This window comes from Aquabacterium lacunae (assembly GCF_004310865.1).
Taxonomy (GTDB): Bacteria; Pseudomonadota; Gammaproteobacteria; order Burkholderiales; family Burkholderiaceae_C; genus Aquabacterium; species Aquabacterium lacunae.
Genome location: NZ_SIXI01000002.1, coordinates 733511 through 757231 on the forward strand (window position 1 = coordinate 733511; position 23721 = coordinate 757231).

Here is a 23721-nt window from a genome sequence, read left to right on the forward strand (position 1 = left end):
TGGAGGGCCCTGAGTGGCCCCACCACGTTTCGTCACTGCCTGAACCCACTTCAATCCAAAGGAACACCGACATGAGCACTTGGCAAGACCTCTCATCCTTACCTGGGCCCAGCACACCCGCACCACAAACCTGGGTGGCAGAGCCCGATGCATCGAGCCTCAGTGGCGGCTCGGGTGACGACACGTATGTCATCAATCAGCTCAACGGCACACTGACCATCCGGGACCAGCACCCAGACCGAGGGTTACCTTTCGTGCCCTCAACCGATGACATCGTGGTTTATAACGGCCCCACAGGCAGCGTCTCTCGCGAGGATCTGGTCGTTTCACTCGCTCCAAGCATCATGCGAACGGACGCCATGTCCGGCATTCAGTTCAACGGCAACATCGAGATCACACTCAGGCAAACTGAAGAAGACGCGCCGCCTGCCAATGGCACCGTGGTCCTGGAGAACATCGCCTGGGATGCCAACGACCCTGGCGCCTCGTCTATTTTCGGCAGAGATGACTTCGAGGCCATTCAATTGGGCACTCAGCGCTATGGGCTGAGTGCCCTGACGGGGCTCACTGCCACATTCCAGAGCGTGACGGGCAGTGCGCATGCCGACACCTTGCGTGGTGGCAGCTGGACGGACTTGATGGAGGGAGGACAAGGGAGAGATGAACTGCGAGGCTGGGCGGGCCGGGACTCTCTCTACGGGCAAGCCGACGACGACAGCCTTTGGGGTGGCGGCGATGACGACACGATTGACGGCGGCGACGGCAACGACCTGCTGGTGGGAGGCCATGGCAATGATGTCCTGTTCGGAGCTGCAGGCACAGACACCCTGCGAGGTGGTCAAGGGCGCAACGAGTACCTGATCGATGCAGGCAGCCGCGACGTCATCGACAATCGCCTCGGTGGCGAGATGGTGCTGTCACTCACTCAGGACGCCACCTTCAGCGCTCAGACATTCGATACCAGCCAAGTCATGCACGGCAACGGCCAGCGGTTCTACGCAGGACCGGCCCAACAGCTCGTGAGCTGGATCAATCGCGTCAATGCCACGCCTGCCAGCGTGCGATTCGAGCGCATCGAAGACACGCTGAAAGTCAGCATGCAGGATGCCGCTGGCAACACCTACGCCGCGGACATTCTTCATTACTGGGGAGCGGAAGCCAGTGCAGACGGCTCATTCGTGATCACCGGTGTGGGCAGGTTCAATCGCCAACAGGTGGAACAAAGCCAGGCATTCACAGAGCAATCTGACACGTATACCGCGCCGTCCCTGGCCAGTGGCGAAGCATTGAATATCAATGCGTTGGGCGGCGACGATGACCTCAGAATCGCCCAACGCTCAGGCACGATCATCCTGGGTGACGGCGAGGACACCTTGCGAACAGGCGCACTCACTGGCCGAGTAGGAGACACCACCACGACAGTCCGCGTGTCTGATTTCGGGCAGGGCAATTCCCCGGACCACCTTGTTCTTGAAGGCGCGCCTGAACTTGGCGTCGATGACTATGTGTTCATCACAGGTGACTCACTCGCATACACCGCGAACGGCCTGTTGATCCGAGATGCCGACACCTACGTTCGCATGAAGCAAGGTGGCCTGTCGCAACCCACCTCGACCTCTGGCGTGGTGCTTGAAGGGTATTTCAACAGCGATCGCACACACCTCGGAGAGACCGTCACACTGCCCGATGGTACCGTTCTGGATACAGATCAAATCCGGACGCTGATGGCGAGATCGACCGCCAACCAAGGTCTGAACGGGACATCAGAAGCTGACACATTGAAAGGCGGAATCGGCAATGACACTTTGATCGGCTCGGGTGGCAATGACAGACTCGATGGCAGCTATGGCGTCAACATCATCGCTGGCGGCGATGGGGACGACACCCTGATTGGCGGCGGTGAAAAGGACTGGTTTTTCGACATTGCCGGCAACGACCAGATCTTCATCAAGGCCGGTGCAAGCGCAGTACTGGGCACACGCCACACGGACCAGAATTCTGCTGCAGCACGCATCCAGGAAGAGGTCGACATTCACTTCAAAGGGCGAACCGTCGGCGACATTGTCGACGTCGAGCAAGGCCATCTGATGCATGCGGACTGGCGAAGCGCCACCTCCTGGGCACGAGCCATCGGAACTGGCGGTGCACTCAACTACCAAGGCGACTGGCGCCCAGGCATCGAGGACCCGGTGGGTGATACTGGTGCGCCTCCGGAGGCCATCAACCACGACCTGCGAATCACGTTCAAAGATGGCAGCACGGTTTACCTCAAAGATGCGGGCAACGCGCTGATTCAGGATCGGGTGGCATTCGACCGACTGCTGTTTGACGACCAGACTTTGAGCGCGACCGATCTGATGCGAATCGGGACGGTTGCATCCAGCCAGCGCACCTCCCCCCTTTATGCGCTGCCAGAAGGATCACTGCTGGATGGACGCAACAGAGTGCAAGTCATCGGGAACATTGGGAACGACACCCTCGTGAGTGGCCAGTTTGGGATGGACAACACCCCAGGGTCTGACACATTTGTTGTCCGATCGGGTGAGTCAGCCCGGATCGCTGCTGGAGACACTGACGACGCTGCTGTGAGCACAGACCGGGTCGTGTTTGAAGGTGCCCCCGAGGGCGCACGCTTGGCGACCCGCATCTTTGCCTGGTCTGACAACAGCCAAACACTGGACACGGTGGACCAGTACCTGGAACTGACCCTGCACCCCGCCGGAAATGATGTACCGACGCACCGGGTGACGATCCATGGGTTGGTCGACCCCAAGACGCGCACCTGGACCTCCGCGCTGGACGAAGTGAGCTGGGGCGCACAAAGCCCCCTGAAGCTGGCAGACGTTTTCCAGCAAACGCACGATTCGGGCCGCGAAGGCGTCCTGGTGATGCACCCCGGGTTCAGCCAACTGACAGGATCGACGGGCAACGACACCCTGTACGGGTCGACAGGCGACGATGTCTTGTCTGGCGCTGCCGGCAACAACCTGGTTTTGGGAGGTCGTGGGCAAGACACGCTGGTCGCCGCAGGCACTTCCGACACGTTGGACGGAGGAACAGGAGCAGACACCTACGTCATCGCAAACGACGCAGTGGAGGTGCGCGTGAAGGGCTCATCGGAAGACACCGTGAAGCTCCCGAACGGCATCAGGCTGGATCAAATCGCTGTCACGGTCAATGCGGCGGGCAACATCCACACGCTGAGCTTTGAAGGGCTGCCAACCCGTCTGACCATTGAAGAGTCGGCTGCAGGCGGTCAGACACAGGTGGCCTTCAGTGATGGATCCACCATGTCTTTGGGCACCTTGTTCATCACGGCAGCCAAAGGCATCACTGTGACGGGCTCTGGGTTGCTGGAGGGCACAGCAGGCAACGACACCCTGGTGGGATCAGCCGCAAATGACACGCTGATCGGTCAATCGGGTCTTGACGACTACACCGGCGGCCCAGGCAACGACATCATCATCACTGGCGCGAACAGCGACACCATACGTTACAACCTGGGTGACGGACGAGACCTGGTCACTGCTGGATACAACGATGTCATCGAGCTGGGATGGAAGCTGAATGAACATGATGTGGGCATGGTCTTTGATGTGTTTCCGAGGCAGCGCTCCGGTCATGAAATCGCTGATGTCTACATCGACCGAAATCCGGCGTTCCAGCTGAAACCTGACACGCCGTTCTCAGGCTACAACTTCCGTTTCCAGGACGGGTATCGCAAGGTGTTTTTGGATGCATGGTCCAACTTCGATGCCACGCTGTTCGGATTGGAAACGGACGACGTTCTGTCCAGCAATCTGGATAACCTGACCATCAAAGGCCTCGGAGGGAACGACACATTGACCGGAAGCCCGGGATACGCCACGTTGGACGGAGGGACGGGCAATGACTTGCTGGTCTTCCATGCCGATGCCCTTGGCGGTCGTGCTCGCGTGACCTACCAACGGGGCGATGGCGAAGACACGATCCAGCTGAATGGCGCTCGCCTCGAATTGACCTTGGGCGAAGGCATCCAGCAGGCCGATCTGAGTGTGAAGCAATCCTTGCAAGATCCCACGGTCCTGCGGCTGGTGATGCCACAAGGCAATGGCCACATCATCATGACTGGTGTCTCATCACCGAAAAATGTCGTTCTGAATTTCTCAGACCAATCGTCCATCTTGCTGGACAGTCTCCCGACCACACCAGAGCGCCCTCTTCCTCTTGAATTGCGAGGTACCGATTCACAAGACATGCTCGTTGGCGGCGATGGTGCTGACACGCTGACAGGACTCGCCGACAACGACACACTGAACGGCGGGCTTGATGCCGACCAGCTCACTGGCGGCCAAGGTCACGACGAGATCAGTGGCGGCGAAGGCGCCGACACCGTGTTCTTCAACGTGGGTGATGGCCTGGATCTGATCCACGCCGACAGCCTCGACACCTTGAGCTTTGGCTCCGGCATCACGCAAAACTCGCTGCAACTGCAGGCCTTCACGGCCAGCGACACCGCCCTCACCTTCGCAGTGGGCACGGCCGCCAGCACCGACCGCATCACGCTGGACAACGCCGGTACCTGGGACGGCCTTGCCGTGCAGTTTGCCGACGGCACTGCCACCAGCGGCGCGGCCCTGCTGCAAGCTGCCCGTGACCTGGCCCCTCTGAACCTGCAAGGCACCGACGCCGCCGAGGCCCTCACGGGCAAGAACGGCGCAGACACCCTGTTCGGCGGCGGTGGCAATGACTCTCTCAGCGGTGGCCTGGCCAACGACCAACTCACCGGTGGCCTGGGCAACGACGAGATCACGGGCGGCGAAGGCGCCGACACCGTGTTTTTCAACGCCGGTGACGGACAGGACCTGCTGCATGCCGACGGCCTCGACGCCCTGGTGCTGGGCGCCGGCCTGACCCGCAGCAGCCTGCAGCTGTCGCAACTGCCTACCACGGGCGGTAGCGAGCTCAGCCTGGGCTTTGCCGGCCGCACCGACCGCATCACGCTCGACCAGCTGGGCAGCTGGGACGGCCTGACCGTGCAGTTCGCCGACGGCACCCGCACCACGGGCGCAGCGCTGATCCAGGAGGCCCGTGTGCAGCCGCTCACGCTCAAGGGCACCAGTGGCAAAGACATGCTGACCGGCCAGAGCAAGGCCGACAACCTCAGTGGCCTGGCAGGCAATGACACGCTGATCGGCAACCAGGGCAACGACACCCTGATCGGTGGCAGCGGGGCCGACACCTACCGCTTCAAGCGTGGCGATGGGCAGGACACCCTGATCGAAACTGACATCAGCTTGTTCAGCAAGGACGTGCTGGCTTTCGGTGACGTGGCCGCCAACCAGCTGTGGTTCACCCGCAGTGGCCAAAGCCTGGTGGTGTCGGTGATCGGCACGCAAGACCGTGTCACGGTGCAAGACTGGTTCAAGGGCAGCGCCTACCGGGTCGAGGCCTTCACCAGCAGCGACGGCAAGAGCCTGAGCAGCAGCAAGGTCAACAGCCTGGTCAGCGCCATGGCCAAGTTCAGCGCTCCCGCTGAAGGCACCACCACACTGCCCACGGCCACTGCCAAGGCCCTGCAACCGGTGCTGGCCAGCAGCTGGGTGTGAACCACTGGCCACATCCCGCGTCTTCAGCCGGGATGTGGCCGACAATGTCACCCCTGGTCCATTGAGGCTTCATGAGTCATTCCCCCGCCCCGGCCTCTTTGCCTTGGAAGCATCTGGATGCTTGGCGTGGCATCGCTGCATTGACCGTGCTGCTGCATCACGGGAGTCAGCAATTTGAGCTTTTCTCTGCACACAGTGCAGGAGCACGTGTGCTCGAAGGCGCCGGGCGTTGGGCTGTGGGCCTGTTCTTCATTCTCAGTGGCTTGTGCATCCACTGGCGGCTCGCCAGCTCCCACGAGCCCTTGAACCGCGCCACATTCCTTGCGCGACGGTTCCTTCGCATCTACCCATCGCTGCTGATTTGCCTGCTGTGCTTTTTCTTGCTGCAGGGGCGCTTGGATGGCAACTTGCTTGCACCAGGCAGTTGGCGCGACCTGGGCATGCACCTGTTGCTGCTCTCAAGCTTCGACGTGCCATCCAGGGTGGCGATCAACAATGTGGTCTGGTCGGTGGTGGTCGAGTGCCATTTCTACCTCCTGTACGCATGGTTGTGGCCATGGTTCAAGGATAGCGCCCAGCTTTGCCGCACCCTGATGCTGGCCATGGGCCTGGGCGCACTGACGTATGGCATTTCTGCGTGGGCTCCACCAGGTGATTCGCGCACTTTGATCCAACACACTTTCGCCGCCACGTGGTGGACATGGTGCCTGGGCGCCTGGCTGGCACACGTGCTGGCCCATCGTCCTGCATGGACCCAGCGGCTGCCAAAGTCACGCATCGGCGCCTGGCTGGGCATTGGTCTGCTTTGCGCCAGCTTGACCCTGCCATTGTTGCCGGGCAGCTGGGGCCTGCAAGCCCAGCGCTTCGTGATGCCTTGGATGCACACTGCCGGGCTGCTGTTGCTGTTGCTGGGCGCAACACGCCTGAACGTGCCTGGCGCACTGGAACGCCTGGGTGCATGGTCGTATTCACTGTACCTTTGGCATCCCTTGGGCATTGCCATGGCCGCTACTGCTTTGCTGGACAAGCCCTGGCTGGCGTTGGGCGTGAGCGTACTGGCCGCTCTGTCGATGGCCGCCTTGGGTTACCGATGGATCGAGGCTCCAGGCATGCGACGGGCCCGGAAACTGGCTTGAAGCCCTTGGGGCTACCGCCGTGTCAACTGCTGGCGCGGTGCAGGTCCATCAATGCATGCTGCGCACTGACACCGCTTTCGCCAGACCGCACATAGTGGCCATCAGGCTGCTGCTGCCAGGCATCGCGGCCATCCAGCAGGTAGGGGACCAGGCATTCATCGATCACGCGCTGGCGCAAGGCCGCATCGTTCACAGGCCAGGCCACTTCCACGCGCCGGCTCATGTTGCGGTTCATCCAGTCGGCGCTCGAAAGGTACAGCGCCTCATGCGCATCGCCCTCGCCCCAGCTGAAATACAGCACGCGGGTGTGCTCCAGCATGCGGCCCACCACCGAGCGCACGCGGATGCGGTCGGTCAGGCCAGGCACACCCGGCGGCAGCATGCAGGCACCGCGCACGATCAGGTCGATCTGGGCGCCGCGCTGGGCCGCATCGATCAGGGCGCGGATCAGGGGCTCGTCGGTCAGGGCATTGACCTTCACCACGATGCGCGCACGCTGGCCGGCATCGGCCGCATGCGCCACCTGCTCGATGTGCTTGAGCATGCGCTTGTGCAGCGTGAACGGGGCCAGCAGCAATTGCTTGGGCGCCTTCAGCTGGGTCAGGCTGGCCAGCTGCTGGAAGATCATGTCCACGTCGCTGGTCAGTTCGGGGCTGGCCGTCAGCCAACCCACGTCGGTGTACAGCTTGGCCGTGCGCGGGTTGTAGTTGCCGGTCGACAAGTGGGCATAGCGGCGCAGGCTTTTGCCCTCGCGGCGCGTGACCAGCAGCATCTTGGCGTGGGTTTTCAGGCCCACCACGCCGTACACCACCTGGGCACCCAGGGCCTCCAGGCGCTCGGCCCAGTTGATGTTGGCTTCCTCGTCGAAGCGTGCCTTCAGCTCCACCACGGCCAGCACCTCCTTGCCCCGGCGCACGGCTTCCAGCAACAGCTCCATCAGCACCGACTCGCTGCCCGTGCGGTAGATGGTCTGCTTGATGGCCAGCACGTCGGGGTCGTGCACGGCTTCGCGCAGGAAATGCACCACGGCATCGAAAGTTTCGAAGGGGTGATGCAGCATCACATCGCCCTCGCTGATGCGCTCGAACACATCGCCATGGCGCGGCAGGTCATCGGGCCAGCCAGGCAGGTAGGGCGCAAAGCGCAGGTGGTCAGCGTCGGCCTGGTCGACCAGCTGAGTCAGGCGCCCCAGGTTCACCGGGCCATCGACCCGGTACAGCGACTGCTCGCTCAGGCTGAACTGCTCCAGCAAGAAGTCAGACAGCTCGGCGGGGCACGAGGCCACCACTTCCAGGCGCACGGCCTGACCGAACTGGCGCGTGCTCATTTTCGAGCGCAGGGCCTGACGCAGGTTGGTCACGTCGTCTTCGTCGACGTCGATGTCGGAATCGCGCGTGAGGCGGAACTGCGAAAACGATTTGATCTCGCGGCCCGGGAACAGCTCGGTCAGGTGGGCCCGCACCACACTCGACAGCAGCACAAAGGCCTGGCGGTTGCCCGTCACCTTGGGCGGCAGCTTGATCACGCGCGGCAGCACGCGCGGGATGCGCACGATGGCAATGGCGTTGTCACGGCCGAAGGCGTCACGCCCGCCCAGCTTGACGATGAAGTTGAGCGACTTGTTGGCCACCTGAGGAAAGGGGTGGGACGGATCGAGCCCGATGGGCGTGAGCAGGGGCTGCACCTGCTTGCGGAAGAAGCCCGCCACCCAGTCACGCTGCGCCTCGTTGCGGTCGGCGTGGTTGAGGATGTCGATGCCCTCTTTGTGCAGGTGGGGCAGCAATGTGTCGTTGAACACGGCGTACTGCTCGCGCACCAGCTCATGGGCGGCCGCCACGATGGCGTCGATGTCTTCAGGGCCGATGCCCGTGCCCTTCACATGCACGGCTTCGAGCAGGTCGCTGTAGCGCACCTCGAAGAACTCGTCCATGTTCGAGGCCATGATGCACACGTAGCGCAGGCGTTCGAGCAGCGGCACGTCATGCCGGCGCGCCTGGCTGAGTACCCGGCGATTGAACTCCAGGATGGCCTGTTCACGGCTGAGCAGCTTCAACACACGGGCCTCCTGCGGCAGGTGCGAAGGGCCCGGCTCGCCCTCGGGCGTGGCAGACAACGAATCAGGCACTTCAGATGGGTTCACAGCACATCACTTTCGGCACAACAACTCCCTCGATGGATTGTGACAAGCCCTGATGACAGACCTGTGACACCCATCAAGGGGAATGTGACAGCGATGATGCCGTGTCAGTGCGCGGCTTCCCAGTTGGGGCCAGCCCCCACCTCGGCCAGCAGCGGCACCCGCAGGGTGGCCACCGAGGCCATCAGGCGCGGCACCTCGGCCTTCACCCAGTCGAGCTCGGCCTCGGGCACTTCCAGCACCAGTTCGTCGTGCACCTGCATGATGATGCGGCTGCTCCGGCCCTGCTGGGCCAGGGTGTCGTGCACGGCCACCATGGCCAGCTTGATCAGGTCGGCGGCCGTGCCCTGCATGGGCGCATTGATGGCCGCCCGTTCGGCGCCGGCGCGGCTGGGGCCGTTGGGGCTGTTGATCTCGGGCAGCCACAGGCGCCGGCCGAACACGGTTTCCACATGGCCCTGGGCCTTGGCCTGGGCGCGGGTGTCGTCCATGTAGCGCTTCACACCGGCAAAGCGCTGGAAGTAGCGGTCGATGTAGGCGTTGGCTGCGCTGCGTTCGATGCCCAGGTTGCTGGCCAGGCCAAAGGCGCTCATGCCGTAGATCAGGCCGAAGTTGATGACCTTGGCGTAGCGCCGCTGTTCGCTGCTGACCTGTTCGACCGGCACACCGAACACCTCGGCGGCCGTGGCCTTGTGCACGTCCAGGCCTTCGGCAAAGGCCTTGAGCAGGTTCTCGTCTTGCGAGATGTGGGCCATGATGCGCAGTTCGATCTGCGAATAGTCGGCGCTGACGATCACGTGGCCCGGGGGCGCGATGAAGGCTTCTCGGATGCGCCGGCCCTCGGCAGTGCGCACCGGGATGTTCTGCAGGTTCGGCTCGTTGCTCGACAGGCGGCCCGTCACGGCCACCGCCTGGGCGTAGTTGGTGTGCACGCGGCCGGTCTGCGGGTTCACCATCAGGGGCAGCTTGTCGGTGTAGGTGGACTTGAGCTTGGCCAGGCCGCGGTATTCGAGAATGCGGGCGGGCAGCGGGTAGTCTTCGGCCAGCTTTTCCAGCACCTCTTCGTTGGTCGATGGGGCGCCCGTGGCGGTTTTCTTGACCACCGGCAGGCCCTGCTTGACGAACAGGATCTCGCCCAGCTGCTTGGGTGAGCCCAGGTTGAAGGGCTGCCCGGCCAGCTCGTAGGCCTCTTGCTCCAGGGCCACGATGCGCTGGGCCAGTTCGTGGCTCTGCTTGTTGAGCAGGCCTGGGTCGACCAGCACACCCTGGCGCTCGATGCTTTGCAGCACGCGCGAGGTGGGCATTTCAAAGCGCTGGTAGATGTCCAGCAACTGCGGCTCGGCCTGCAGGCGCGGCCACAGGGCCTGGTGCACATGCAGGGTCAGGTCAGAGTCTTCGCACGAGTATTGCGCGGCGCGCTCCACCGACACCTGGGCAAACGGGATCTGCTGGGCACCCTTGCCTGCCACTTCTTCATAGCTCAGGCCACTGCGGCCGGCATGGCGCAAGGCCAGATCTTCCAGGTTGTGTTTGCGGTGGGCTTCCAGCACATAGCTTTGCAGCATGGTGTCGTGGGCATAGCCCTGCACCTGGATGCCATGGTTGGCCAGCACGTGCGTGTCGTACTTGATGTTCTGGCCCACCTTGGGCTTGCCGGCATCTTCCAGCCAGGGGCGCAGTTTGCGCAGCACCTCGTCGAGCGGCAATTGCACGGGCGCATCAGGCCCCTCATGGCGCAAGGGGATGTAGCAGGCCTCGCCCACCCGGTCGCTGAACGACAGGCCCACGATGCGGGCCTGCATGGGGTCCAGGCTGTCGGTCTCGGTGTCGAAGGCGGTGAGTTCGGCCGCATTCAGGCGGGCCAGCCAGGCGTCGAACATCGGCCAGTCGAGCACCGTGTCGTAGCGGGTGTTCGACGGCGCGGGGGGCGCCGCGTGGGCTGGCTCGTCCTGCACTTCGGGCTGCGCGAACAGGTCGTCCATGCCGCTGGCGGCGGCCTTGTCTGCGCGGCTGGCTTTGGAGGCTGCGGCCTTGCCGCCGCCCAGCTGACGCTCCAGATCGGCCTTGGCGCTCTTGAATCCGAATCGGGTGTAGAAATCGAGCAGCGCGGGCAGGTCGGGCGCCCGCAAGGCCAGGGCATCGAGCGAGGGCCATTGCGGCACATGGCCCGCCAGGTCACAGTCGAGCTTCACGGTGATCAAGCGACGCCCCTGGGGCAACCAGTCGAGCGCCTTGCGCAGGTTCTCACCGGTGGCGCCCTTGAAGCTGGCAGCCGCGGCGATGATGGCGTCAAGCGAACCATGCTCGGCCAGCCACTTCACGGCCGTCTTGGGGCCCACCTTTTCCACGCCGGGCACATTGTCCACCGCGTCACCGATGAGGGTCAGGTAGTCGATGATGCGCTCGGGCGGCACGCCAAACTTGGCCAGCACCCCAGCCTCGTCAAGCACCTCGGGCGGCTTGGCCATGGTGTTGATCAGCGAGACATGCGGGTTCACCAGCTGGGCCAGGTCCTTGTCGCCGGTGGACACCACCACGCGGTGCCCGGCATCGGCCGCCATGCGCGCCAGCGTGCCGATGGCGTCGTCGGCTTCGATGCCAGGCACTTCCAGCACGGGCCAGCCCAGCAGTTTCACCACTTCGTGGATGGGCTCGATCTGCGCACGCAAATCATCGGGCATGGGCGGGCGGTGGGCCTTGTACTCGGGGTACCACGCATCGCGGAAGGTGGGGCCCTTGGCGTCGAACACGCACACCGCGTGCTCGGCGTTGATGTGGTCACGGATCCACGCCATCATGTTGACCACCCCATGGATGGCCCCGGTCGGGATGCCGCCCGGGCCCCGCAGATCGGGCATGGCATGGAAGGCCCGGTACAGGTAGCTGGAGCCGTCGACCAGCAGCATCACGGGGCGGTCGTTTTCGGGGGCTGCGGCAACTGCGGGGGTGGCGGTATCGGTCATGGCGTGATTGTCTCGCACCGATGGAACCTTGACTGGGGCTGCGCCGAGTGTTCCAGCGCAACAGACATGAAAAAGCCACCCTAAGGTGGCTTGGCGTTTGCTGGCGAATGCTCAGCCATCAGTTTTCGATGCCCAGCCCCATCGAGAAGACCTGGATATTGCCCTCGGTTTTGGTGTGCAACAGGTCGAAGCTTGAATAGAACCGAACGTGGTCGTTGAACAGGTAGGACATGCCCAGTCCCACGTAAGGGGCGATCACGTTGTCCTTCTGAACGCCAGACGTGCCATTGGTGTAACCCAGCTTGTTTGTCGAATACACACGGGCAATACCAAACCGGATGTGCTGGTTCATGACCTGGAACAGTTCGTTGGTCCAGTCGATGCCGATCGCCATCGCGCGGGTGGCACTCTTGCGGTAATTCTCAGTGACAGGAGAGGCTGCGCCGGCTGTCGCCACTTCACTGCCACCCAGGTAATAGAAGCTCACCTCGGTGGCCAGGCTCGGCGTCATGCGGTAGCCACCAAACACCTTGCCCCCAATCAGTGGGCGTGAGCACGAGAAATACGAATTGCCCGATGGATCCTTGCAATCAAACCCCGTGTTCAGCAAACCGATGCTCGCGGCGGCATACAAGGTGCCGGGTCGCACATACTTGTCCAGATCAAAGCCGCTGTCTTCAGCAGCCATCGAGGGAGAGACCACAGCCATCGACATCAGCGCGGCCACTGCGGCCAACTGCAGGCGGTGCAGGCGACAAGATTGGGCGGGACGGGTTTTGCTTTTCATGGTGAGGGCTGAGGGTGTGTGAGGGCAGTCCGCCCATTCAGGGGCGACAACCAATGAAGTCTGCCACAGCCAAACCTACAATCACGCTCTCGCTTGCCCGCCCCCCCTGAGGGTTTACGCTCAATCATGGCCGTTTTCACCGAAGTCACCGTTGCCGAGGCCCAAGGCCTGCTGACCCGCCTCCAGCTGGGCACACTGCAGTCGCTCAAAGGCGCCACCTCGGGCATCGAGAACACCAACTATTTCGCCGACACCGACCAGGGCCGCTACGTGCTGACCCTGTTCGAGCGCCTGAGCTTCGAACAGCTGCCCTTCTACCTGCAGCTGATGCGCCACCTGGCCCTCAAGGGCATCCCGGTGCCCGCGCCGCAGCCTGATGCACAAGGTGAAATCCTGCACACGCTCAAGGGCAAGCCAGCGGCCGTGGTCACGCGCCTGGCCGGCCAAAACCAGCTGCAGCCCGGCGTGAACGAATGCACCCAGGTGGGCGCCATGCTGGCGCGCATGCACCTGGCCGGGCAGGACTACCCGCTGCAGCAGCCCAACCTGCGCGGCCTGGCCTGGTGGACCGACACCGTGCCGGTGGTGCTGCCCTACCTGAACGAGGCCCAGGCCGAACTGATCCGCACCGAACTGGCCCACCAGCAGCAACTGGCCGCCACCACCGCTCACCAGAGCCTGCCTCGCGGCCCCGTGCACGCCGACCTGTTCCGCGACAACGTGATGTTCGACGGCCCCACGCTGGCGGGCTTTTTCGACTTCTACTTCGCGGGCTGCGACACCTTCGTGTTCGACATTGCGGTGTGCCTGAACGACTGGTGCATCGACCTGGCCAAAGGCGCCCTGGACGCTGCCCGGGCCGACGCCTTCGTGCGTGCCTATGACCAGCAGCGCCGCCTGAGCGACACCGAAGTGGCAGCCCTGCCCGACGCCTTGCGTGCCGGCGCCTTGCGCTTCTGGACCTCGCGCCTGTGGGACTTTCACCTGCCCCGCGAGGCCAGCATGCTGCAGCCGCATGACCCGACCCACTTTGAACGCGTGCTGACCCTGCGTCGCACCCAACCCTGGGCCTGGCAGCGATGAAACTGATCGTCGTTCCCGCCAGCCGCGGCTATCAATGGGCCCGCCAGGGCCTGCAGATGTGCATCAACCAGCCCCTGGGTTTCGTGAGCCTGTTCGGGCTGGTGGCCACCCTGGTGATGCTGTTGATGGCGTTGCAGATCCTGGGCCTGATCGCCGTGGTCGTGGCCATGCCGGCCCTGTGGATGAGCTTCATGCTGGCCGTGCGCCGTGTGATGGCCAACGAGAAGATTTCACCTGCGGTGCTGATCGAGCCCTGGCGTGCGCCTGAAGACCGCATCCGCTGGCTGCAGCTGGGCGGTCTGTATGCCGCAGGCACCTTGCTCGTGGTGGTGCTTTCAAGCTTCGTGGGGCCCGACGCCGAAGACATGGCCAAGGTGCTCGAAGCCAGCAACGAAAACGCCGACCTGCTGTCCGACACGGTCATGCTGGAAAGCATGGCATGGCGCGCCTTGCTCGCCCTGCCCCTGAGCCTGGCGTTCTGGCACACCCCCGCGCTGATGTTCTGGGGCCGCATCCCGCCGGTCAAGGCGCTGTTCTTCAGCGCGGTGGCCAGCTGGCGCAACCTGGGCGCCTTCATGGTGTACGGGGCGGTTTGGATGGGCGTGCTGGTGGCCATGGGGCTGCTGGTGCGTGCCATTGACACCCTGATCCCGGTGCCCTTTGTGGCCCAGGTGATCACCGTGTTCGCAGGCATGTGGGTGGCCTCGGCCTTCTATGCCTCGCTGTACTTCACCGTGGTGGACTGCTTCGAGCCCAGGCAGGAAGGGCTTGAGGGCCCCGGTCACCCGCCTGCAGACGGTCCTGAAGACCGCGACGACAACCGCTCAGTCTGACAGCCGGGTCACGCCCTGCAAGGGGCAGGCGTATATCGCGTTGCGCAAGGCCGCGATGGCCTCGTAACGCGTGAAGCTGCGCCGCCAGGCCAGCACCACCCGGCGCGTGGGGGGCAAGCCCTTGAACGGCCGGTACACCACATGGCTTTGCGGCTCGCGGGGCACGCTCAGCATGGGCACCACCGTGACGCCCATGCCGGCCGCCACCATGTGCTTGATGGTCTCCAGTGAAGATCCCTCGAAGCTCTTGCGAATGCCCTCGGCATTGCTGGAAAATCGTGCGAACTCGGGGCACACCTCGAGCACGTGGTCACGGAAGCAATGGCCCGAGCCCAGCAGCAGCATGGTCTCCTGCTTGAGTTCTTCGGCGTCGATGGCCTCGTGCGCGGCCAGCGGGTGGGTCTTGGGCAAGGCCACCATGAAGGGCTCTTCGTACAGAGGCGCCATGGCCAGGCCCGTGTCCGGGAAGGGCTCGGCCAGGATGGCGCAGTCGATCTCGCCCGTGCGCAGCATGTCCAGCAGCTTGACCGTGAAGTTCTCCTGCAGCATCAGTGGCATCTGCGGCGTGCGCTCGATGCTCTGGCGCACCAGGTCGGGCAGCAGGTAGGGGCCGATGGTGTAGATCACGCCCAGACGCAAAGCGCCAGCCAGCGGGTCCTTACCGCGCTTGGCGATCTCCTTGATGGCGGCGGCCTGCTCCAGCACGGCCTGGGCCTGGCGCACGATCTCGTCGCCCAGCGGCGTGACGCTGACCTCGGCGTTGCCGCGCTCGAAGATCTTCACGTCCAGCTCTTCTTCGAGCTTCTTGACGGCCACGGACAACGTGGGCTGGGCCACAAAGCAGGCCTCGGCGGCACGGCCGAAATGGCGCTCGCGGGCCACGGCGACGATGTAGCGAAGTTCGGTCAGGGTCATGCCGGCATCTTAGGGGAAAGCGCAGGGGCCCCTGGTCAAGTGGTCAAGCCTTGAGGAACTCTTCCTTGCCGCCCAGCCACCGCGCGATGTGCTGGCGCGCGGCCTCGGGGTGGTCGCGCAACAGGGTTTCGGCGGCCTCGCGGGCGCGATCCAGCAGGTCCTGGTCGGCCATCAGGTCGGCAAAGCGCAGCAGGGCGGCGCCCGATTGCCGCGCCCCCATGAACTCGCCCGGGCCTCTGATGTCGAGATCGCGCCGCGCGATCTCGAAGCCATCCGTGGTTTCGGCCATGGCTTTGAGGCGCTGCTTTCCCTGGTCAGACAAGGGCGCGCTGAACAGCAGCACACACACGCTGGCCACCGAGCCACGGCCCACGCGGCCACGCAGCTGGTGCAGCTGGCTCAGGCCGAAACGCTCGGCGTGTTCGATGACCATGAGGCTGGCGTTGGGCACGTCCACCCCCACTTCGATCACGGTGGTGGCCACCAGCACCGACAACTCACCGGCGGAAAACTTCGCCATCACCTCGGCCTTTTCGGCCGCGGGCAAGCGCCCGTGCAGCAGGCCCACCCCGTGGCCCGCCAGGGCCTCGCTGAGCTCCTGATGGGTCTGCGTGACGTTGGACAGGTCGAGCGGCGCACGGCGCTGAGAAGCGCGCCCGGCCTGCTCGTCGGCGGCCTGGTCGGAGGCTTCGGTCTCGTCGATCAGGGGGCACACCCAGTACACCTGGCTGCCCTTGGCCACTTCGTCGCGGATGCGTTCGATCACCTCGGGGCGGCGGGCATCGCCGAACACCCGCGTCACGATGGGGGTTCGGCCAGGAGGTAGCTCATCGATCGTCGACACGTCAAGGTCGGCCAGGTAGGTCATGGCCAGGGTGCGCGGGATGGGCGTGGCGCTCATCATGAGCAGGTGGGGCTCGAGGTCTTGCGCTTCGAGCTTGCGGCGCAGCTCCAGCCGCTGGGCCACGCCGAAGCGGTGCTGCTCGTCGATCAGGGCCAGGCCCAGGCGTTGGAAGGCCACCTGCTCCTGGATCACGGCATGGGTACCCACCACCAGGTGCGCCTCGCCCGACGCCACCGCAGCCAGCTGGGCCTGTTTGACCTTGCTGCGCAGACTGCCGGTCAGCCAGGCCACCTTCACGCCCAGCGGCTCCAGCCAGCCCACCAGCTTGCGGAAGTGCTGCTCGGCCAGGATCTCGGTGGGCGCCATCAGAGCGCATTGCCAGCCCGCCTCCATGGCGATGGCCGCCGCCAGGGCAGCCACCACGGTCTTGCCCGAACCCACATCGCCCTGCAGCAGGCGGTGCATGGGCATGGGCCGGTTCAGGTCTTGGGCGATCTCTTCGACCACTCGACGCTGCGCACCGGTCAGCGCAAAGGGCAGCACGGCCAGCAGGCGCTCCTGCAGACCGCCCGGCCGGGTGGGCAGCACGGGGGCCTTGAGGTGGGCGCGCTCACCACGGGCCTGCAGTTGCGAGGTCTGCTGGGCCAGCAGCTCTTCGAATTTCAGGCGCTGCCAGGCCGGATGGTGGGGCGCTTCCAGCGCTTCGGCCGACATGCTGGCCGGCGGGTGGTGCAGCGCATGCAGGGCCTCGCGCAGGGTGGGCCAGCCACGGGGCACCATGCCGGGCGGCAGCACCTCGTGCAGGGGAGCGCGCTGCAGGGCCGAGGCCACGGCCTTGCGCAGGTAGCTTTGCGGCAGGCCTGCGGTGGTGGGGTACACCGGCGTGAGCGAGGCCGCCAGGGGCGTGCCCTCCTGCACCACCTTCACCGTGGGGTGCACCATCTCGCGCCCGAAAAAGCCGTGGCGCACTTCGCCGCGCACCCGCAGGCGCACCCCCTTTGTCCAGGCCTTTTGCTGAGAGCCATAGAAGTTCAGAAAACGCAGCAGCACCTCGCCGCTGCCATCGTCCAGGCGCACCAGCAACTGGCGGCGCTGGCGCTGGTCCACCCGGTTGTCGACCACCTCGCCTTCCACCTGGGCGGTCTGGCCATCACGCAGGGTGCTGATGGGCACCAGGCGGGTCTCATCTTCGTAGCGCAGGGGCAGGTGCAGGGCCAGGTCGATGTCACGCTGCAGGCCCATGCGCAGCATGGCCTTGGCAGGCGCGGACAAGGCCTTACCAGGCCTGTCTGTTGAACCTTGCTGGCTGAAAGACGGGGCAGTCACGTGCTGATCCAGAACACAAACCGCAAGGATACCCACAAGACGCCCCCCCACTCGGGAGGACCCGCCCAGACCCAGAACAGCGAAACAATGGCGCCATGAATCACATCGTCGCAGCGATCGTCTCCATGGCCGCCGGTGCCACACTCCCGCTGGCTTTTGCCCCAGTCAATTGGTGGTGGCTGGCGCTGGGGTGTCCAGCCGCTTGGATCTGGGTGTTGTCACGTGCCCGCACAGCGGGTGCCGTTGCGGTGTGCGCACTGTTCTTCCACGCCGCAACACAGGTGGCCGGACATCACTGGGCCTATGCTGCGCTGCTGGTCGACAGAGGCGGCTCGACCCTTGAAGCCATCGCCATCGTGTGTGCCGTGGTGGGCTATGCATCCATGGCGAGCAGCCTGCCCGTCGTTCTTTGGGGATGGTTAGCCAGCCGTCAAAAATGGGCCATCCGTTCGGCTTTCACGAGCATGCTGCCGTTGGCCTTGCTGCTTGGAGAGCTGCTTCGAAGCCAGAGCTTGGCGGGGTTTTCATCCATGACGCCCGGTTACGCCACCATCGACACCCCTTTCGCACCCTTGCTCCCCCTGGGTTCGGTGTGGCTTGCCAGCTGGCAGATCTATCTGCTGGCCACCATCCCAGCATTGACATGGCACACCTTGAAGTCAGAGAGCCCTGTTCTGCCATGGATCGCCTTCACCGCCGTGACGCTGCTTTCATGCGGTGCCGCCGTGCGAGTAGGCGGCATGCAATGGGTAAAGCCACACGCCATGCCCTTGAGTGTCTCGGTGGTCCAAACTCACATTGATCCCAGAGAAAAGTTCCAGCCGCACTCACTCGAAGAAACAGTCCAGCAACTGGTGTTGTTGCTCAAGCAGTCACAAGGCGAAGTCGTCGTGACACCTGAAACCGCTTTGCCCGCCCCCCTGGCGGAACTGCCCTACGCCGCCCAGTCCTCACTTGTCGAAGCGTTGCCCACACCACAAGCCAGACTGCTGCTGGGCGCCCCGATCTTCGTGGACACCGCTCTTCACAATGCGATCGTGGAACTCGATGCCCAAGGGCTCACAGGGCAGGCTTATGCCAAGGAACACCTGATGCCCTTTGGCGAGTTCACCCCGGCTCTGGCATCTCGCAACATGGCCGCGCTGAACGTTCCGCTCAATGACCTGGCGCCTGGAAAAGCGAATCAATCCTCACTGAAGCTTCCTGGAAACATCGAGGCACATGGCCTCATCTGTCATGAAGACCTGCTGCCCAGCGCGGCAAGACAAAGGGCACTGCAAAGCCAATTGCTGATCAATCCAACCAACCTGGCTTGGTTCGCACCACTGGCCAGTGCACAACGCCTTCAGATCGCCCGGGTCAGGGCTGCTGAAACAGGCCGCCCGATCATCCGAGCCGCCAACAGAGAAGGCAGCGCATTGATCGACTCGAGTGGGGGTGTTCGCCAAAAAGTGCTTCCAGGCGCCACGGTGTTGACCGCCTCGGTCCAGCCAACTCATGGCCTGACACCGTGGTTGCAGATGGGGTTGCCGGGGACCCTGGCATGGGTACTTGGCGCGCAAGCTCTCGCGTCAGTCAGTTTCATTTCGAAACATAGACCCCGCCAAAGTGGGGATGCCAAACAGATAGGTGATCCTTAAACTCCGGCCACTTAAATCTTTTCACAGGGGTCCACCATGAAAGCCAATCTGAACAAGCGCTCGCAACGCGGCCAGGGCATGACGGAATACATCGTCATCGTCGCGCTGATTGCCGTGGCGGCCATCGCAACCTACCAATTCTTTGGTCAAACCGTTCGCAGCCAAACTGCGGGCATTGCACGCGAACTGTCGGGACAAGATGCGACGCAGGCCATCAACGAAGGCCGTGCTCGCGCCAACGATGCGCAAACACAGGGCACAACCCGCAAAGGTCTCGGCGCCTACGACAACGACAACTCTCGTTGAAGCCTGCCTCGGCAGCCACTGCTGAAGCATGAAAAACGCCAACTCCAGTCGGAGTTGGCCCTCCACACACGCACGACGCCGTCAGCGTGGGCAAGCGCTGATCTTCGGAATCTTCGTTTTGGCCGCGGGACTGGCGTCGCTGCTTTACGTGTTCAATGCGGGCCAACTGATCCACGACAAAGGCAAACTGGTCAACGCAGCCGATGCCGCCGCCTACAGCGGAGGCCTCATGCAAGCGCGCGCACTGAACTACGCGGCTTACACCAATCGCGCGCTGTTGGCCAACGAGATGACGGTTGCACAAACCGTCGGCCTGACGTCATGGCTGCGCTTCCAAAGCCGTCATGCACAGATGGCCAACCTTTTCGGCTGTCGCACACCCTGGAACCTGCCGGTCTCCGACACATTCCTTCGGTACGCCCCGCTTTGCATGGCACTTGCGTGGAGCGAGCCCGCCATCACGAGCATCAGCAACCAAGTGAACGTCGTGGCGCCTGGCGTCATCGCAGGCGTTGAAGCATCCAAGGTTCTGTTGCAAGCCGCTCAGGCCAACATGATGATTCGCATGGTGGCCGGAGGGCGTCATCGGGTCATGCAAGAGGTCGCGTCAGCCAACTTTGCAGGCGACGGCCAGGTGGACGTCGACACGATTCCCCTGCAAGACGGATTTTTCCTGTTCGAAGGAGCCCCTGTCCTGCGCGTCGTGCCCAACAACCAGCGAAACCGATTCGCTGCCGTGGCGGTCCAGAGTGCGTCACAAGATCGCTTCAACAACAACAGAAACTGGCGCGACCGCAGCCTTTTGCCCAGTTGCGTGGGCATCAATGGCTTTCGATTCAACCGCGTGGAAAGAGCTGGCGGCACCAACCTGATCGGCTTCGACGAGTGGAAAGCCGTTGACTCGGCTTCTCGCTACTCTTTCCGCATGAGAAAGGGGCGTTGCGTCGAAAACAGTGAGCAGGTGATCGCGGGAGGACAAAGCGCGGCATTCAGAACGAATGATGCCGAGTTCAACGACACCAACGCGTTCGGACGCTCTCGAGCCATCAACCCGCGCGCCAGTCGCTCTGCATTCAGCACACGCGAGTGGCAGGCCTACCGTGGCCTCCCCAACTTCATGTCCTTGTCCAACGCGGCGCTGTCGTACACCCCCGAACAGGCCGACGTCAATCGTCGCAACCTCACGCTGCGCTTGTCGATACGGGTCACACGTCGACCTTCAGAGATCCGTAACGCCGAGGGTCGATCGCTGGTGCGCAGCACCGGACAGCGGGCCTATGGCATCAATGACTATCGTGGGGCGCCCATGCGGGGGCAATACGCTGCAGTGGCCACGTCTGAAGTGTTCTTTGACCGACCGACAGCGCGTGCAGACGGTCGCACTGAATTGCCCAACGAGTTCAACCCATTTTGGCAGGTCAGGCTGGTGCGATCCGATGCAGCGATTGCGGCCGCCACTGCCCTCCAGATGAACTGAAGATGATGCGCCATACACACTCGAAGCGACTGTGGGGCATGGCCTGTGCTGTGCTGTGTCAGGTACAGGCAAGTCAGGCCGCGACGCAAGCCGAGACCCAAGCTCGGCAAGCCCCTCCCCCTCACGCTGAACTCAACAGTGCGAGCGGCGAGATGGTGAACTGGGTGAGAAAGCTTGCCTACTTGCCCAACGAGAAGGAAGCACGCGACGGCGTGAAGCAATTGCGCGCGGACCATCAGGACTGCGTGCAACAAGCCCGCGCCAACAACTGGCCCGTCAAGCCCATCGCCGCATGGCCAGACCACGTGGTCCGGTATGTCCATGACGAATATGTCTCCGAGCGTGCCTACGTCGTGTACACCACGATGACCCGATACAGCCTGGGCACTGAACCAGACAACAGTTGCGCCATCAAGGAAGACCTGCGGCGAGGGGCCATGCTGCACACCGCGTCCGGCATGTGCCAGATCGACTTCACCGATCAGGTGGCCAGAGGGGATTGCCCTGCCATGCCCAAAAAGCCGCTTCAACCCACTTCAGGTGTCAAGCAAAAGCGCCCAGAGGCACCGCCGCCCACGATGCCTGGTGGCCTGTACCGCGTCCTCAATGAGTTTGATTCTGTGCTCGGACACTCATGCCAGAAAGTCAGGTTTGGGGCATCGGCTGAAGACTCGCTCAACAGTTGCCACGTCAAAGCGGGAGGCTTCATGGGCTTCACCCGGAACGCATTCTTGCCACCGGGTCATCTGGCATTGACGCTCAAAGAAGAGATGGGCCAAGGCAAGATGTCCGCTGAAGCAGTGGACATCAAACTGGCGTTCAGGGTCGAGCCACGTCTGTTCTGGCCGCATGCGGTGCCAGGCATGCAAGTGAACCCACAGTGAGGCGCAACGCCATGCGACTCCAGCGCTTCAGCGCCCCCGGCCGTCGGCCACGCGGTCAGGCCCTGACAGAAACCATCGTGGCCTGCTTGGTGCTGGTCCCGCTGTTCATGCTGATGCCCATGATCGGCAAGTATCAGGACATGGCGCACTCCACACTGATGGCCAGTCGGTATGTGGCACATGAAGCAACCATTCGCAACCCAGGCAGCAACAACTGGAAGCCCGAGAACCAGTTGGCTCAAGAAGTGAGACGACGCTTCTTCAGCAACAGCAATGCACCGATCAAAACCAACGATTCAGCGGGCAACTTCGCAGCTCACCGCAACTTGGCATGGACCGACGGCTTCGGCAACCCCCTGATCACTGACATTGACCGCGACGTGATGGTCAGCTTTGGTCCAGCACGTCGCCCAACCCACGGGCAAGCCTTTTCAGCCGGTTCGGATGGCGCACCGTTCAGCATCCCAGGCTTGAGCTTCAACAACTTCGGGCTGACGCGACAGGGCATCTACACCGCCAATGTCAGTGTCTCGGTGGCCAACCTTCCGGCTCACCTGCGCTTCACACGTCCGTTTGACACATTGAACCTGGTCATCACCCGGTCGAGCAGCACACTCATTGACCCATGGGCTGCGCCTGATGCATTCACGGTCCAGCGGCGCCTGGACAACACCGTGGTCCATCCAGGGCGAGCACTCGCCTTCTTGAACACCCCGGTGGACCTGCTGGTTCGGGCGGCAGACGGTGACCTGATCGGGCTGAGTTCGATCCGGGGTCCTCGCCTTGGCGGGCTGGATTACTGGCGGGATGTCGTCCCGCCAGACAGGCTGAGGTGAGCCATGGGCCGTCAATCAATGGTATGGGCCTTCTTGAGCCTGTGGGTGCCCTGCTGTATCGCGTGGGCACAGGTCAGCTTGCCTGGTGGACTGACTGTTCTTCCTCACTCGGCATCGGTCACGCACATTGAAGGCACGGTGTCCATACAAGGCGTGCCTGCCCGCATGCTGGCGTTCCAGACACCCATGCAGCCTCAGCAACTGGCACAACAGTACGTCAATGAATGGAAGGCTGTGGCCACCCCTCAGGCAGACCAATCGATCGTGTTGGGCAAGCAAAGCGCCGATCACTTCATCACCGTGAAACTGACGCCAACACCGGGTGGCACGCGGGGGCTGATGTCGATCATCGACACGCGCCAGATCGCCAGCGCCAGCCAGGCCTCGGCGCAACGAATCAAAGCCTGGACCGAAGCTTTCGGACCTCAGGCCTTGCTGGTGGATCACGCCGTTTCAGAGGTGGCGGGAACGCGCAATGAATCCTTGCTGCTGGCCCTGCAAACTTCCCCAACCCAAGCACTTCGCCAGGCCCAGATGGTTTTGAAACGGCGAGGCTACCAGACGGACCAAAGCTTCACAGCCGAGGCGAATCCTGCCGCGCGGGGTCGAACAGACGACGCGCTGGTGACCACGTTCCACAAAGACGGTGGGCACGAAGCCGTCGTCACCGCATTTCGACACCGAGATGGAAAGTCGTACATCAAGGTCGACACCATCACACACACAGCCAGCCATTGAGCCAAGCAGTCAGAGGGAGATTCAATGAAGCACAGCACCCGACAAACGGGGCAATCCATGGTCGAGTTCGTGGTCGTCGCAGCGGCACTTTGCACGGCTCTTTTCTGGCCACTGCCGCTCAATGACGGCAGCGGCAGAAGCATGTCGACCATCCGCTTGCTGATCAGCAACTTCCAGGCAGGCTATGAACGCACGTCTGCATCAATTTCGCTGCCGGAGTGATCGCTG

The 23721-nt window shown here is 63.2% G+C and carries 16 protein-coding genes; 11 read left to right on the plus strand and 5 right to left on the minus strand.

Annotated elements, in window-relative coordinates:
- Positions 1 to 344: 344 nt before the first annotated feature.
- Positions 345 to 5588 (plus strand): calcium-binding protein, encoded by a 5244-nt coding sequence (locus tag EYS42_RS07025; protein WP_165456655.1) that lies wholly within the window; start codon positions 345 to 347, stop codon positions 5586 to 5588.
- A 71-nt stretch (positions 5589 to 5659) separates the two neighbouring features.
- Positions 5660 to 6724: an acyltransferase family protein gene (locus tag EYS42_RS07030; RefSeq protein WP_130967138.1), complete on the plus strand. Its 1065-nt coding sequence runs from the start codon at positions 5660 to 5662 to the stop codon at positions 6722 to 6724.
- A gap of 22 nt (positions 6725 to 6746) precedes the next feature.
- Here EYS42_RS07030 and ppk1 read toward each other — a convergent pair whose 3' ends face one another.
- The 3 genes from ppk1 to EYS42_RS07045 form a co-directional block, all read right to left on the minus strand.
- Positions 6747 to 8837 (minus strand): polyphosphate kinase 1, encoded by a 2091-nt coding sequence (ppk1, locus tag EYS42_RS07035; protein ID WP_425358872.1) that lies wholly within the window; start codon positions 8835 to 8837, stop codon positions 6747 to 6749.
- Positions 8838 to 8968: 131 nt separating this feature from the next.
- Positions 8969 to 11824, minus strand: a complete 2856-nt coding sequence (polA, locus tag EYS42_RS07040) for a DNA polymerase I (RefSeq protein ID WP_130967140.1) — start codon at positions 11822 to 11824, stop codon at positions 8969 to 8971.
- 118 nt (positions 11825 to 11942) lie between these two features.
- Positions 11943 to 12611, minus strand: a complete 669-nt coding sequence (locus EYS42_RS07045) for an outer membrane beta-barrel protein (protein ID WP_130967142.1) — start codon at positions 12609 to 12611, stop codon at positions 11943 to 11945.
- Between the two features lie 126 nt (positions 12612 to 12737).
- Between EYS42_RS07045 and EYS42_RS07050 the strand changes: the two genes are divergently transcribed.
- Positions 12738 to 13694, plus strand: coding sequence for a homoserine kinase (locus EYS42_RS07050; RefSeq protein ID WP_130967144.1), 957 nt, complete (start codon positions 12738 to 12740; stop codon positions 13692 to 13694).
- Entirely contained in the window at positions 13691 to 14527 is an 837-nt protein-coding gene (locus EYS42_RS07055; protein ID WP_130967146.1) for a BPSS1780 family membrane protein, read from the plus strand. Before EYS42_RS07050 ends, EYS42_RS07055 begins: the two co-directional genes overlap by 4 nt.
- On the opposite strand, the gene EYS42_RS07060 is transcribed toward EYS42_RS07055, so the two are convergent.
- Positions 14519 to 15442, minus strand: a complete 924-nt coding sequence (locus EYS42_RS07060) for a hydrogen peroxide-inducible genes activator (protein ID WP_130967147.1) — start codon at positions 15440 to 15442, stop codon at positions 14519 to 14521. The two genes, EYS42_RS07055 and EYS42_RS07060, sit on opposite strands and share 9 nt — an antisense overlap.
- A gap of 43 nt (positions 15443 to 15485) precedes the next feature.
- Positions 15486 to 17537 (minus strand): ATP-dependent DNA helicase RecG, encoded by a 2052-nt coding sequence (recG, locus tag EYS42_RS07065; RefSeq protein WP_130967392.1) that lies wholly within the window; start codon positions 17535 to 17537, stop codon positions 15486 to 15488.
- 170 nt (positions 17538 to 17707) lie between these two features.
- On the opposite strand from recG, the gene lnt reads away from it, so the two are divergent.
- The 7 genes from lnt to EYS42_RS07100 all read left to right on the plus strand — a co-directional run bounded on the left by lnt (position 17708) and on the right by EYS42_RS07100 (position 23715).
- A complete protein-coding gene (gene lnt / locus EYS42_RS07070) occupies positions 17708 to 19252 on the plus strand; it encodes an apolipoprotein N-acyltransferase (protein ID WP_130967149.1) in 1545 nt (514 codons plus the stop codon).
- 36 nt (positions 19253 to 19288) lie between these two features.
- Positions 19289 to 19558 (plus strand): hypothetical protein, encoded by a 270-nt coding sequence (locus EYS42_RS07075; protein WP_130967151.1) that lies wholly within the window; start codon positions 19289 to 19291, stop codon positions 19556 to 19558.
- Between the two features lie 28 nt (positions 19559 to 19586).
- Positions 19587 to 21035 carry a Tad domain-containing protein gene (locus EYS42_RS07080; protein ID WP_130967152.1) on the plus strand — a complete coding sequence of 483 codons (1449 nt, stop codon included), beginning with the start codon at positions 19587 to 19589 and terminating at the stop codon, positions 21033 to 21035.
- Positions 21036 to 21199: 164 nt separating this feature from the next.
- Positions 21200 to 21919 (plus strand): hypothetical protein, encoded by a 720-nt coding sequence (locus EYS42_RS07085; protein ID WP_165456657.1) that lies wholly within the window; start codon positions 21200 to 21202, stop codon positions 21917 to 21919.
- 107 nt (positions 21920 to 22026) lie between these two features.
- Entirely contained in the window at positions 22027 to 22755 is a 729-nt protein-coding gene (locus EYS42_RS07090) for a hypothetical protein (protein ID WP_130967154.1), read from the plus strand.
- Positions 22756 to 22758: 3 nt separating this feature from the next.
- On the plus strand, positions 22759 to 23493 hold the full coding sequence (locus EYS42_RS07095) for a hypothetical protein (RefSeq protein WP_165456658.1): 735 nt from the start codon (positions 22759 to 22761) through the stop codon (positions 23491 to 23493).
- A gap of 24 nt (positions 23494 to 23517) precedes the next feature.
- Positions 23518 to 23715, plus strand: a complete 198-nt coding sequence (locus EYS42_RS07100; RefSeq protein WP_130967156.1) for a hypothetical protein — start codon at positions 23518 to 23520, stop codon at positions 23713 to 23715.
- Positions 23716 to 23721: the final 6 nt, after the last annotated feature.

What these genes read in the sequence shown, in the direction of transcription:
- EYS42_RS07025 (WP_165456655.1), top strand. Translation starts at nt 345, where the DNA reads ATGCGAACGGACGCCATGTCCGGCATTCAGTTCAACGGCAACATCGAG.
- EYS42_RS07030 (WP_130967138.1), top strand. Translation starts at nt 5,660, where the DNA reads ATGAGTCATTCCCCCGCCCCGGCCTCTTTGCCTTGGAAGCATCTGGAT.
- polA (WP_130967140.1), bottom strand. Translation starts at nt 11,824, where the DNA reads ATGACCGATACCGCCACCCCCGCAGTTGCCGCAGCCCCCGAAAACGAC.
- EYS42_RS07045 (WP_130967142.1), bottom strand. Translation starts at nt 12,611, where the DNA reads ATGAAAAGCAAAACCCGTCCCGCCCAATCTTGTCGCCTGCACCGCCTG.
- EYS42_RS07050 (WP_130967144.1), top strand. Translation starts at nt 12,738, where the DNA reads ATGGCCGTTTTCACCGAAGTCACCGTTGCCGAGGCCCAAGGCCTGCTG.
- EYS42_RS07055 (WP_130967146.1), top strand. Translation starts at nt 13,691, where the DNA reads ATGAAACTGATCGTCGTTCCCGCCAGCCGCGGCTATCAATGGGCCCGC.
- EYS42_RS07060 (WP_130967147.1), bottom strand. Translation starts at nt 15,442, where the DNA reads ATGACCCTGACCGAACTTCGCTACATCGTCGCCGTGGCCCGCGAGCGC.
- recG (WP_130967392.1), bottom strand. Translation starts at nt 17,537, where the DNA reads ATGCTGCGCATGGGCCTGCAGCGTGACATCGACCTGGCCCTGCACCTG.
- lnt (WP_130967149.1), top strand. Translation starts at nt 17,708, where the DNA reads ATGAATCACATCGTCGCAGCGATCGTCTCCATGGCCGCCGGTGCCACA.
- EYS42_RS07075 (WP_130967151.1), top strand. Translation starts at nt 19,289, where the DNA reads ATGAAAGCCAATCTGAACAAGCGCTCGCAACGCGGCCAGGGCATGACG.
- EYS42_RS07080 (WP_130967152.1), top strand. Translation starts at nt 19,587, where the DNA reads ATGAAAAACGCCAACTCCAGTCGGAGTTGGCCCTCCACACACGCACGA.
- EYS42_RS07090 (WP_130967154.1), top strand. Translation starts at nt 22,027, where the DNA reads ATGCTGATGCCCATGATCGGCAAGTATCAGGACATGGCGCACTCCACA.
- EYS42_RS07095 (WP_165456658.1), top strand. Translation starts at nt 22,759, where the DNA reads ATGGGCCGTCAATCAATGGTATGGGCCTTCTTGAGCCTGTGGGTGCCC.
- EYS42_RS07100 (WP_130967156.1), top strand. Translation starts at nt 23,518, where the DNA reads ATGAAGCACAGCACCCGACAAACGGGGCAATCCATGGTCGAGTTCGTG.